General features: G+C 71.5%; 12 protein-coding genes. 7 read left to right on the top strand and 5 right to left on the bottom strand.

From position 1 onward, the window contains the following. Positions 1-71: 71 nt before the first annotated feature. Both ACWCSV_RS20170 and ACWCSV_RS20165 read right to left on the bottom strand, forming a co-directional pair. Complete coding sequence (locus ACWCSV_RS20170) at positions 72-1,130, bottom strand: FecCD family ABC transporter permease (protein ID WP_451144024.1); 1,059 nt, start codon at positions 1,128-1,130, stop codon at positions 72-74. 170 nt (positions 1,131-1,300) lie between these two features. Continuing rightward, positions 1,301-2,650, bottom strand: coding sequence for a lysine N(6)-hydroxylase/L-ornithine N(5)-oxygenase family protein (locus ACWCSV_RS20165; protein WP_451144022.1), 1,350 nt, complete (start codon positions 2,648-2,650; stop codon positions 1,301-1,303). A 232-nt stretch (positions 2,651-2,882) separates the two neighbouring features. Here ACWCSV_RS20165 and ACWCSV_RS20160 point away from each other — a divergent pair, with 232 nt between their 5' ends. Further along, positions 2,883-3,830, top strand: a complete 948-nt coding sequence (locus ACWCSV_RS20160) for a methionyl-tRNA formyltransferase (protein ID WP_451144020.1) — start codon at positions 2,883-2,885, stop codon at positions 3,828-3,830. Positions 3,831-3,915: 85 nt separating this feature from the next. Here the strand turns inward: ACWCSV_RS20160 and ACWCSV_RS20155 are convergent, their stop codons facing one another. Both ACWCSV_RS20155 and ACWCSV_RS20150 read right to left on the bottom strand, forming a co-directional pair. After that, positions 3,916-4,332, bottom strand: a complete 417-nt coding sequence (locus ACWCSV_RS20155; protein ID WP_451144018.1) for an SRPBCC family protein — start codon at positions 4,330-4,332, stop codon at positions 3,916-3,918. Between the two features lie 168 nt (positions 4,333-4,500). Continuing rightward, on the bottom strand, positions 4,501-5,511 hold the full coding sequence (locus ACWCSV_RS20150; protein ID WP_451144016.1) for an aldo/keto reductase: 1,011 nt from the start codon (positions 5,509-5,511) through the stop codon (positions 4,501-4,503). Between the two features lie 157 nt (positions 5,512-5,668). On the opposite strand from ACWCSV_RS20150, the gene ACWCSV_RS20145 reads away from it, so the two are divergent. From ACWCSV_RS20145 to ACWCSV_RS20130, 4 genes are all read left to right on the top strand, one after another. Further along, a complete protein-coding gene (locus ACWCSV_RS20145) occupies positions 5,669-6,580 on the top strand; it encodes a LysR substrate-binding domain-containing protein (RefSeq protein ID WP_451144014.1) in 912 nt (303 codons plus the stop codon). A gap of 581 nt (positions 6,581-7,161) precedes the next feature. Then, a complete protein-coding gene (locus ACWCSV_RS20140) occupies positions 7,162-8,118 on the top strand; it encodes a GlxA family transcriptional regulator (protein ID WP_451144012.1) in 957 nt (318 codons plus the stop codon). A 192-nt stretch (positions 8,119-8,310) separates the two neighbouring features. Next, complete coding sequence (gene gap / locus ACWCSV_RS20135; RefSeq protein ID WP_451144010.1) at positions 8,311-9,309, top strand: type I glyceraldehyde-3-phosphate dehydrogenase; 999 nt, start codon at positions 8,311-8,313, stop codon at positions 9,307-9,309. Between the two features lie 196 nt (positions 9,310-9,505). After that, complete coding sequence (locus tag ACWCSV_RS20130) at positions 9,506-9,631, top strand: hypothetical protein (protein WP_451144008.1); 126 nt, start codon at positions 9,506-9,508, stop codon at positions 9,629-9,631. Positions 9,632-9,660: 29 nt separating this feature from the next. On the opposite strand, the gene ACWCSV_RS20125 is transcribed toward ACWCSV_RS20130, so the two are convergent. Further along, positions 9,661-10,638 (bottom strand): MFS transporter, encoded by a 978-nt coding sequence (locus ACWCSV_RS20125; RefSeq protein WP_451144006.1) that lies wholly within the window; start codon positions 10,636-10,638, stop codon positions 9,661-9,663. Between the two features lie 124 nt (positions 10,639-10,762). On the opposite strand from ACWCSV_RS20125, the gene ACWCSV_RS20120 reads away from it, so the two are divergent. Both ACWCSV_RS20120 and ACWCSV_RS20115 read left to right on the top strand, forming a co-directional pair. Next, the gene (locus tag ACWCSV_RS20120; RefSeq protein WP_451144004.1) at positions 10,763-11,347 is read left to right on the top strand and encodes a sugar O-acetyltransferase; all 585 of its coding nucleotides are present in this window, start codon (positions 10,763-10,765) and stop codon (positions 11,345-11,347) included. Further along, positions 11,347-11,895: a TetR/AcrR family transcriptional regulator gene (locus tag ACWCSV_RS20115; protein ID WP_451144002.1), complete on the top strand. Its 549-nt coding sequence runs from the start codon at positions 11,347-11,349 to the stop codon at positions 11,893-11,895. Before ACWCSV_RS20120 ends, ACWCSV_RS20115 begins: the two co-directional genes overlap by 1 nt. The last annotated feature ends 118 nt before the right edge of the window (positions 11,896-12,013 follow it).

Here is a 12,013-nt window from a genome sequence, read left to right as displayed (position 1 = left end):
GCTGCGGGCGGCGCGCCGGTGCGGGGGAGGACAGCGGCTCCGGGGAGGGCGATGGTGTCACTTCTGTCCCTTCACGCGTTCTTGAACTTTCCGCGCCAGACCAGGACCGCGAAGAACGGCGCGCCGAGCAGGGCGACGACGACGCCGGCGGCCAGTTCTCCGGGCCGCACCACGAGGCGTCCCACGATGTCGCAGAGGAGCAGGACGACGGCTCCGAGGAGGCCCGCGTACGGCACCAGCCAGCGGTAGTCCGGTCCGGCCAGGTAGCGGGCGATGTGGGCCACCATGAGCCCGAGGAACGCGACGGGTCCGCACGCGGCGGTGGCCGCGCCCGCGAGCAGGGTGATGGCGAGGATGCCGACGGTCCGGCTCAGCGCGATGTTCACGCCGAGCCCGCGCGCCACGTCCTCGCCCAGGGTGAGCAGGTTGAGGGCGGGCAGGGTGGTCAGTGCCAGGATCAGCCCGACGGCGATGAAACCGGTCAGCGGCCAGATGACGCGGAACCCGACCCCGGCGACGGAGCCCGCGTTCCAGAACCGCAGGGCGTTCAGCGACTTCTGGTCGGAGAGCGCGACGGCTGTGGTCATCGCCGCGAGGAACACCGTGACGCCCTGGCCGGCGAGAGCGAGTGTCAGCGGGTTGCCGGCGCCCCGGCCCACGCTGGACAGGCCGAACACGACGACTCCGGCGGCCGCCGCCCCGAGGAAGCCGAACCAGACGTACTGGAAGGGGTCGGTGAAACCGAGCAGCCCGATCGCGGCCACCACCGAGAAGGAGGCGCCGGAGTTCACGCCCAGCAGTCCGGTGTCGGCGATCGGGTTGCGCGTGTACCCCTGGATCAGGGCCCCGCCGACGCCCAGGGCGATGCCCGCCACGATCGCGAGCACGGTACGGGGCACCCGGACGGTCCGCACGATGAGCCTGATCTCGGTGAGCCGCCGGTCGGCGTCCGGTTCGGCGAAGAGGCCGTGCCACACGTCGGCGGGGCTCAGCGCGCGGGCGCCGACCGCCAGCGACGCGGCCCCCGCGAGCACGACGATCAGCGCGAGCACACCGAGGCCCACAACTCGCCTGCGACGAGCCTTCGTTGCTCCCCGGGGCGCGGAGAGCTCCACCGTAGTCGTGGTCATGTCGTCGTACGCTATCCCTTTGATCTTCGGCGTCCACAGGGGAGGTTGGCCAATCCATCTGGCTGCAAGGCCGGTTGGGGGCTCGCTCACGCCCTGCCGAGGGTACCCGTGAGCAGGCACCCGGCTCCCCGGCCGGCCCGCCCGGCGGGAACGGCCTGCCGCAGCCGGGTTCAGCGGGAGGCGCCGACGGCTCCCTCGGCGACCGCCTCCGCGCGCTCCGAGGAGAGCCCGGCCCTGCGGCCGAGCAGCGAGTCCAGGATCTCGCCGACCCGGATCGCGGTGTTGGAGAGCAGCGACGAGGTGATGCCGTGGGTGTGCTCCGTACCGCCCTGCAGGTAGATGCCGCACCGCAGCCCGGGGTCGGTCGCGATGCGGTAGTCGCGCTCGACGCGGACGCGGCCCCGGTCGTCGGTGCGGCAGAGGTCCGCCGCCTCACCGAGGAGGCCGAGGGGGTCGACGGGGCTGTAGCCGGTGGCGAGCACCACGACGTCGGCGTCCAGGTCGGTCTCCTCACCCGTGACCAGGGACGTCACGGTGGCGCGGACCTTCTCCTCGGTCTCCTTGACGCCCACGAGGCGGGACACGTTGAGGAAGCGCAGCCGTTCGGTGCCGAGCACCTTCTCCTGGTAGCTCTGGCGGTAGAGGTCGTCGATCAAGTCGATGTCGACCACGGAGTAGTTGGTGTTCCCGTGATAGCCCATCAGCCGCTGTTTGATCTCGTCGGGCGCGGCGAAGTACTCGTCGACGGCACCGGGGTCGAAGATCCGGTTGGCGAAGGCGCTGTCGTCGGCGGGGCTGTAGCCGTACCGGGAGAAGACCGCGCAGATCTCGGCTTCGGGGAAGGCGCGGTGCAGGTAGGCGACGTTCTCGGCGGCGCTCTGTCCGGCGCCCACGACGACGAACCGGGAGGGCGAAGTCCCCTCCAGTTCACCGACCTTCGCCAGCAGTTCGGAGTTGTGCCACACCCGGTCGCCGCGCTCGACGCCCTCGGGCAGCAGGGGGCGCAGCCCGGTACCGATGACGAGGTTGCGGGCCCGGTGGACGGAGAGCCCCTCCCCCGACCGGACCGTCACGTCCAGGTACTCCACGATTCCGTCCTGGACGGTGGGCCTGACGGAGACGACCTCGTGGCCGTAGGACACCATGCCCTCGACCTGGGCGGCGGCCCACTCGAAGTAGTCGTGGAACTCGACCCGCAGCGGGAAGAGGTTCTTGTGGTTGATGAAGTCGATCAGCCGCCCCTTGCTCTTGAGGTAGCAGAGGAAGCTGAACTCGCTGGTGGGGTTCCGGAGCGTCACCAGGTCCTTGAGGAAGGACACCTGCATGGTCGCGTCGTCGATCAGCATGCCGCGGTGCCAGCCGAAGCGGGGCTGCTGCTCGAAGAAGCGGGCACTGACCGGCTGCGGTTCGCCGGCGTTGTGCTCGGCGATCGCGATGGCCATGGCCACGTTGGACGGCCCGAAGCCGATTCCGATGAGGTCGTGGACCTGCGGTGCGTCGCCAGGAAGAACCGGTGACATGTCACTCCCATTCGTGCGGGGAAGCCGCTCATGGCATGGGGAAGGTGCGAGCGTCGGGCACACCGACGGCGCGGCTCGAATTTAGGTGAGCCTAAGCTAATCCTGCGAGGCTGTCGAGGGGGTGCCGGGGCGCACGACCCGTCAAATGGGCCGCATCACGCGCCCGTTGCAAACCAAGGTAAGCCTTGCTTTACTGGCCCACGGTCCATTCCGGCACAGAGGAGGAACCCCCATGCGGGTCGTCATGTTCGGTTACCAGACCTGGGGTCACCGCACCCTGCAAGCCCTCCTGGACTCCGAGCACGACGTGGTGCTGGTCGTGACCCATCCCAAGAGCGAGCACGCGTACGAGAAGATCTGGAGCGACTCCGTCGCCGATCTCGCCGAGGCGCACGGTGTCCCCGTACTGATCCGCAACCGCCCCGACGACGAGGAGCTGTTCGAGCGCCTCGAAGCGGCGGAGCCGGACATCATCGTGGCGAACAACTGGCGGACCTGGATTCCGCCGCGCATCTTCGCGCTCCCGCGCCACGGCACGCTGAACATCCACGACTCGCTGCTGCCGAAGTACGCGGGCTTCTCGCCGCTGATCTGGGCGCTGATCAACGGCGAGTCCGAAGTGGGCGTCACCGCGCACATGATGAACGACGAGCTCGACGCCGGTGACATCGTCCGGCAGGAGGCGGTCCCGGTCGGTCCGACGGACACCGCGACCGACCTCTTCCACAAGACCGTCGACCTCATCGCCCCGGTCACCACGGGTGCGCTCGCTCTCATCGCCTCCGGGCAGACGGAGTTCACCCGGCAGGACCGCTCGCAGGCGAGCTTCTTCCACAAGCGGTCCGCCGAGGACATCCGGATCGACTGGACCTGGCCTGCCGAGGACCTCGAGCGCCTGGTCCGTGCCCAGTCCGACCCGTACCCCAGCGCCTTCACCCACCACCGGGGCAAGCGGCTGGAGGTCCTCGCCGCCGTGGTCTCCGAAGCGCGGTACGGCGGCACGCCGGGCCGCATCTTCTACCGGGAGGGCGAGGGCGTGGTGATCGTCGCCGGGGCCGACGCGCGTACCGGACGCAACCACGGCCTGGCCATCACCCGGGTACGCACCGAGGACGGCCGGGAGTTGCCCGCGACGGAGTACTTCACCTCCATGGGCGGGTATCTCACCGGCCGTCCCTGAGGTCACCGCGCACCCCGGGGGTCGCCCGGGCTGGGGTCGCCCGGGCTGGCGTCGCCCGGGCTGGCGTCGCCCGGGCTGGCGTCGCTCAGGCGGCGAGCGTCGCCGCGAGCGCGGCGAGTCCGTCGGCGTAGATGCCGTGGAAGAGGGCGATTGCCTCCTCGTCGCCGATCCCGTCCGGGGTGAAGCTGCCGCTCCACTCCACCCGGGCGGAGTCCGTGTCCGGTTCCGGGTGGACCGTCAGGGTGGAGAGGTAGCCGGTCACCGGGAACGGCGCGCGGAGGATCGAGTAGCTGTAGGTGCGGGCCTTCTCGTCGAAGGCTTCGAGGCGCTCGACGATCACGCCGCCGTCCTCGTTGGTGAGGGTGCGCACCCGGCCGCCTTCGCCGAGTTCGCTCGTCGGGATGTAGGGCAGCCAGTCGGGCAGGGTGTCGAACCCGCCGATGAGCTGCCAGACGTGGTCGGGCGACGCGGGTATGCGGACCGATGCGGTGGTCGTGGCCATGAGGGTGTTCTCCTTGGATACGGCTGGGGGGCGGCAGGCGGAGTCCTGCCGTGCCGAGAGGACGGTCGGGCGCGGTCGGCCGACACGCCGGGACGGTCGGGCGCGGTCGGCCGGTGGTACGGGGCGTCGGGGACGGTCAGACGGTCGGCACCGGGGCGTCGGGGACGGTCAGACGGTCGGCACCGGGGCGTCAGCCGCGATCAGGTGCTCCTCGCGCAGCTCGGCCCAGAAGCCGGCCGGGATCCGCTCGCCGAGCGCGGCGACGTCCTCGGCGATGCGGCTGGGCCGGGTGGCTCCGGGTATGGCCGCGGCGGTGGCCCGGTGGGCCAGGGAGAACTGGAGGGCGGCGGCCTTGATGCCGACCCCGTGGCGCTGTGCGAGCGCCTTGATCCGCTCCACCTTGGCGATGATCTCCGCGGGGGCCTGCTGGTACTCGAAGTGGGTACCGCCGGCCAGGATGCCCGAGCTGTAGGGGCCGCCGACGACGATGTCGACGTCCTGTTCGGCGGCGGCGGGCAGCAGGCGCTGCAGGGCACGGTCGTGGTCGAGGAGGGTGTAGCGGCCGGCCAGCAGGAAGGCGTCGGGCTTCGGCTCGTCCAGGTCGAGGGTGAGCTCCAGCGGCTCGACCTTGTTCACGCCCACGCCCCAGGCCTTGATGACGCCCTCGGCGCGGAGCTTGTCCAGGGTGCGGAAGGCGCCGGTCCGGGCGCTCTCGTACTGGGCGAGCCACTCGTCGCCGTAGAAGTCCTGGGCGATGTCGTGCACCCAGACGATGTCGAGGCGGTCGGTCTTCAGCCGGGTGAGGCTGTCCTCGATGGAGCGCAGCGTGGCGTCGGCCGAGTAGTCGTTGACGATCTTGTTGGGGCGGCCGTGCTCGAAGAGCCCGCCCTTCTCGCCGAGCTCGCGGGCGGCCGGGTCCTCGGCCTCGTCCAGGATCACCCGTCCGACCTTGGTGCTGAGGACGTAGTCGTCACGCGGCTGGGCGGCGAGTACCTCGCCCAGGCGGAGCTCGGCGAGACCGGCTCCGTAGAAGGGGGCGGTGTCGAAGTAGCGGATGCCGTGGTCCCAGGCGGCCTGGACGGTGGCGGCCGCCTCCTCGTCGGGGATGGCGCGGAACATGTTGCCGAGCGGGGCGGTTCCGAAGCCGAGCGGACCGGACAGGAGAGGGGCGATACCCATGGGGGATTTCCTTACGGAGAGTGCGGGGCGGCGCCGTTCCGTACGGCTCTCGGTGAGAGCCGCGGCGGGCCGCCGGTCTGACTTCTCCGACATTAGGAGCGATACTTGAGACTGTCCAAGACACGCTTGGACTTACTTGAGTCCCCCGAGGTCTTACATGCTTGACCTGCGACAACTTCGCTACTTCGTGGCCGTGGCCGAGGCCGAACACGTCGGACGCGCCGCGGAGGAACTGCACATCTCACAGTCGCCCCTCAGCCGGCAGATCGCCCAGCTGGAAAAGAGCCTGGGTCTCACCCTGTTCGAGCGCAGCCAGCAGCGCATCCGCCTGACCGCCGACGGGAAGGTCTTCCTCGGTGAGACGCGCGCGCTGCTGCGGCACGCCGACCGCCTGGAGAACCTGGGACGCCGCCTGGGGCGCGGCGAGGAGGGCGGGCTGTGCATCGGGTACGTCTCCGACGCCATGCACACCGGCGTCCTCCCGGCGGCGCTGCGCACCCTCCAAGGAGAGCGGCCCGGCATCCACGTGGCGCTCTACAGCCTCGATCCGGAGGAGCAGTTCGTGGGGCTGCGGCAGCGCAGCCTCGACATCGCTCTCGTCCCGCGCCCGCCGGCCGAGGACGATCCCGACCTGACGGCCGCCCCGCTGCTGGAGGACCCGCTGCTGCTCGCGCTGCCCGCGGGCCACCCGCTGGCGGACCGGGAGGAGGTCACGGCGCGGGATCTGGACGGTCAGCCCTGGATCGCCGTCGAGGGTTCCGGTGAACCGGCCAACAGGGACGGGTTCGTCGCCGACTGCGTGGCGTCGGGCTTCACCCCGGACATCCGCCTCAGCGCTCCGGAACCGCTGACCGCCCTGGGGCTGGTCGCCTCCGGTCTGGGTATGGCGCTGGTCCAGCGGAGCATGGTCCGCGGTGCCACCGAGGGGGTCACGGTCCGTGAACTGCCCTGGCACCGGGGATCGGTGCATCTGTGGGCCGCGTGGCACCGGGTCGATCTGCGGCCGGTGGTGGCATCCTTCCGTACGACCGTCCTGGACGGCCGCGGCCCGACGTCACCGGCCGGGTGACCCTGTCGGACGAGCGGGTGTTCCCGCCTTCACTGTGACTTCACCGCCCGCCTTCACCTCTTGCCTCCGCCCGAATTCTTCGCGCGGCCCTTTTCGCGCGGCCTTCTTCGCATTCTCGCGCGGCCTTCTTCTCGCGTACTCCCGTGCGGGTCCGCGGGCGACCACCGGGAGAGTCAACTCCTGCGCTTGGAAAGGCTGTACAGCAGCACCAGGACAGCGATCACCATCACAGCGACGTGTAACCACGCGGGGGCGGCCGACACATCGGCGGCGTTCGTCAACGAGGACATCACCACTCCATCCCACTCCCCCGTGCCGAGGGAGGAATACCGGTTCATGTCCCGCGAGCCCGCGGGACCTTGACCTACTCCTGCCCCCGCCCGGCGGATGCAGACCCCCGCACCCCGTACTCCACCCCTGGGAAGGACGCTCCCCGCAAACCCCGAAAGGGTTTTCGCGACGGCGGGAAGCGCGGGGCGGACGGCCGGCGATCACGGTCAGGAACAGCCGGCCCTCACGGTCAGGAACGGCCGGCGCCCGGGGTCCGGGATGGCGGCCGACGCCCCGCGTACCCTGTCCGGGTGTCCGCCTCGCCCCTGCATCACGTCGCCGTACTCGTGCTCGAGGGCGCGAAGCCGCTCGATGTCGGCATTCCCGCACAGGTGTTCACGACCCGAGCGAGCATGCCGTACGAGGTGCGGGTATGCGGCGCGGCGCCGGGGCTGGTGACCGGGGGCGACGGACTGTCGTACCATGTCGCCCACGGCCTCGACGCGCTCGCGTGGGCCGACATCGTCTTCGTCCCCGGCTACCGCTTCCCGGACCGCGACGAGCCGCCCCGTACCGTCATCGACGCACTGATCGCCGCGCACGACCGGGGTGCCCGGCTCGCCGCCATCTCGACCGGCGCCTTCGCCCTCGCGGCCACGGGCCTGCTCGACGGCAAGCGGGCCACGACCCACTGGCACTACACCCGGGCGCTCGCGTCGAAGCATCCGCTCGTCCACGTCGACGAGAACGTCCTCTTCGTCGACGACGGCGGCGTGCTGACGTCGGCCGGGGCCGCCTCGGGCATCGACCTGTGCCTGCACATCCTGCGCGGGGACCTCGGGGTGGCGGCCTCGAACCACGCGGCCCGGCGGCTGGTCGCGGCCCCGTACCGCAGTGGCGGCCAGGCCCAGTACGTGCCGCGCAGTGTGCCCGAATCCCTCGGCGAACGGTTCGCCTCCACCCGCGAGTGGGCGCTGCGCAGGCTCGGTGACCCGCTCACCCTCGACGCGCTCGCCCGGCACGCCGCCGTCTCCTCACGCACCTTCTCCCGGCGCTTCGTAGAGGACACCGGGTACACGCCGATGCAGTGGGTGATGAGGGCCCGTGTCGACATGGCCCGGGAGCTGCTGGAGCGTTCGCAGCGGGGCGTCGAGCAGATCGCCGCCGACGTCGGGCTCGGTACGGGTGCGAATCTGCGGCTGCACTTCCAGCGCATCCTCGGTACCACCCCGAGCGAGTACCGGCAGACGTTCGCGCGGGGCGAGTAGGGGCCTTCGTCCTGATCGGGCCGGATCGGGCCGGATCGGGCCGGATCGGGAAGCGCACGGTCCGGGGCTCCGGCACGCTGGCACGATCCTTGCGGACCGTGGCGATCGAGCCGCTGTCACCGGCCCGTGCGGCGCGCGAACCTGGGGGTGAACCGCACGACGGACAGCACCGAGGGACAAGGGACACCGCTCATGACTCGCATCGCCATCAACGGATTCGGCCGCATCGGACGCAACGTGCTGCGCGCGCTCCTCGAGCGCGACAGCAAGCTGGAGATCGTCGCGGTCAACGACCTCACCGAACCCGCCGCCCTGGCACGGCTGCTCGCCTTCGACTCCACCTCGGGGCGGCTGGGCCGCCCGGTCTCCGTCGAAGGCGACTCCCTCGTCGTGGACGGCCGCCGCATCACCGTGCTCGCCGAGCGCGAGCCGGCGAAGCTGCCGTGGGCCGGACTCGGCGTCGACATCGTGCTCGAGGCGACCGGTCGCTTCACCTCGGCCGCGGGCGCCCGCGCCCACCTCGACGCGGGGGCGAAGAAGGTTCTCGTCAGCGCCCCGGCGGACGGTGCCGACGTCACCCTCGCGTACGGCGTCAACAACGACGCGTACGACCCCGCGACGCACACCATCGTGTCGAACGCCTCCTGCACGACCAACGCGCTCGCGCCGCTCGCCGCCGTGCTCGACGAACTCGCCGGTATCGAGCACGGCTTCATGACGACGGTGCACGCCTACACGCAGGAGCAGAACCTGCAGGACGGGCCCCACCGCGACGCCCGTCGTGCCCGCGCGGCGGCCGTCAACATCGTGCCGACCACCACGGGCGCAGCCAAGGCGATCGGCCTGGTGCTGCCGAACCTGGAGGGCAAGCTGTCGGGCGACTCCATCCGGGTGCCGGTGCCGGTGGGCTCGATCGTCGAACTCAACACGACCGTCGCCCGTGACGTGACCCGTGAGGACGTGCTGGAGGCGTACCGCGCCGCGGCGGCGGGTCCGCTCGCCGGGGTGCTCGAGTACTCGGAGGACGCGCTGGTGTCGTCCGACATCACCGGCAATCCGGCCTCGTCGATCTTCGACTCGGCCCTGACGCGTGTCGACGGCCGCCACGTCAAGGTGGTCGCCTGGTACGACAACGAGTGGGGCTTCTCCAACCGTGTGATCGACACCCTCGAACTCCTCGCGGCGGGCTGAGCGGGAGCCGGGCCTCGACTCCGCGCTCCGAGCCCCGAGCTCCGAACTCCGAACTCCGTTTGTGATAGCTCCAGTCGGCCCGACGGGGCCGGCTGGGGCGTTCGCCCGACCGACGCCCCACGCGGGTGGCGCCGAAGTGGCCGGCCTCGATCCGGCTCGTGCTTCGACTCGGCCCTGACGCGTATCGACGGCCGCCATGTCAGGGCGGCCGCGCGAGGAGGCGGAGGAGGAACTGACCGGGGTCGCCTTCAAGGCGGAGGCCGTCGGTGACGCACCCGACCGCCCGGGGAAGGAGTGCGTCTTCGTCGCGAGGCGCCCGTAGGACCGCCGCCTCCGGCCGTGCGAGGCGCACTACCGGTCCTCCGGCGCGAGGCGGGCCTCCGACGGGATCGCGAAGAACGCAGGTACCGCCAGGGCCGACACGCTCGCCGCGAGGATCAGCGTGCCGGGCAGGGACCAGACCGTCGCCGGTCCGGCGGCGGCCGCGCCCAGGGCGTATCCGGTCAGCTTCACTCCGGCGCCAGTGGTGAAGATCTGGCCGCGCAGGCGGGGCGGGGATTCGCGGCGCCGGATCGCGAACACGGCCGTGAGCTGGGGGCCTTCGCCCGCTCCTGCCAAGAGTACGGCTCCGATGAGCAAGGTGGGACCTGCCCGGGCGGCGAGGGCCAGGGCAGCGGCCTGGACGAGGGCTCCGGCCCAGACGATCGTGTCGGGGGCGAGGGGAGGCGGGAATCTCGCGAGGACGGCGTTGACCGTCGGGGCGGCGACCGACGCGCAGGCGAGCAGCGCGGCTCCCCGGCCGGCTCCGTCCAGGACACGTTCGCCCAGGGGCACGGCGCAGGCCGCCAGCGCGCCCTGCGCCGTACAGGACAGGGCCGAGGTGAGCGTCGCACGGGCCGGCGCGGGTCTGCCGACGGTCCGGGCCCCGGCGGCGAGGTCGGCCCGGAGCGGAGCCGCCCGTACGCGGGTGTGCGGGCCGGACGGGGCGGGCAGCGTCCACGCGGCGGGAATCGCCGCACCGACGAGTACCGCGGAGACGACGAGCGCGGCAGGCGCGCCCAGCACCTCGGCCGCGACTCCGGCGAGCACCGGGCCGGCCAGACTCGCGGCGTTGAACGTCATCGCGTCGAAGGCTCCGGCCCGGGGCAAGCGGTCGAGTGGTACCACCCCGGGCAGTTGAGCCGTCCAGCCGCCCGAGAGGGCGGGCGCCGCCGACCCCGCCGACACCGCGATCAGGAGGGTGACCGGGAACGGCAACCGGGCCAGCCCCAGCAGGATCACCGCTACTGCTCCCGCCGGTGCGCGACCCGCGAGCGGGTCGCCGCCCACCGGCGCTCCCGTTCGTCCGCCGCGTCCCGTCAAGGGTGAACCGGAGGGGACATCGGGCCGCTCTCCGTCCGGAGACCGCCGGATCCGATGCACGTCCGCACCATCGAGGCGTACGATCGTACGCATGACGACGACGGACTACTTCGCCGACGACCCGCGCACCCAGCTGGAGCGCATGCTCGCCGGGGACCTCTACATCGCCGACGACCCCGAGATCTGGCAGCGCCAGAAGAACGCGATGCGGCTGACGGCCGCCTACCAGGAGGCCTACCTCGCGGACGACGGCCGGTCAGGTGCCGTCCTGGCCGAACTGCTCGGCTCCGTGGGCGAAGGCGTCGATCTGCGGCCACCGCTCTTCGTCGACTACGGCAGCAACATCTCCATCGGGGCCCGCACCTTCGTCAACTACCATCTGACCGCACTGGACGTCGCGCGGATCACCATCGGCGAGGACTGCCAGATCGGTCCGAACGTCCAGCTCCTCACCCCCACCCACCCCGTGGAACCGCAGCCCCGCCGGGACAAGCTGGAAGCGGCACTCCCCATCACCATCGGCGACAACGTCTGGCTCGGCGGCGGTGTCGTCGTCTGCCCGGGCGTCTCCATCGGCGACAACTCCGTCATCGGCGCCGGTGCCGTGGTCACCAAGGACATCCCCGCCAATGTCGTCGCGGTCGGCAACCCGGCCCGCCCCGTGCGCGGCGTCTGATGGCGACCGGGCAGGCGGATCCGCAGCGGCGCGAGCGCATCCTCACCGCGACCCTCGATCTGATCGCGGACGACGGCGTACCGGGCGTCTCGCATCGCAAGATCGCGGTGCGTGCGGAGGTCCCGCTCGGTTCGATGACGTATCACTTCGACGGCATGGACGGGCTGTTGCGTGAGGCGTTCACCCTCTTCGCGAGCCATATCGTGGCCGTCTTCGAGCGCCATCTCACCGGCGTGGAGACCGTCGAGCAGGCCCGGGAAGCGGTCACCGACCTCATCCACACGCTGTCCGAGGGCCCCCGTCGCGACCTGGTTCTCGGCCAGGAGCTCTACACCCTCGCCGCCCGCAGGCCCGAGTACCGCGAACTGACCCACGCCTGGATGCTCCGCAGCCGCGCACTCCTGGAGCGGTGCTTCGACCCGGACACCGCCCGCCAGGTGGACGCGCTGATCGAAGGCATGACCCTGCACCGCGCCCTGGACCGCGAGCCCCACACCCGCGCGCTGACGCGTGAGGCCGTCGCCCGGCTCACCGCCGACTGCCGTTAGCGCTCGTCCCGTTCGCCCGGACTCCGGGCCGAGGACGGGCCCCCTCGACCGCCCGTGGGGCGCGACCTGACGCGCGCCTCACGGGCTTTTCGGTATCCGGAGGTACTAGCGGCACCCG

It is taken from the genome of Streptomyces sp. NPDC001770, assembly GCF_053596135.1.
Note: the sequence above shows the minus strand (reverse complement) of the source record. Positions and strands in the feature narration are given on the sequence as shown.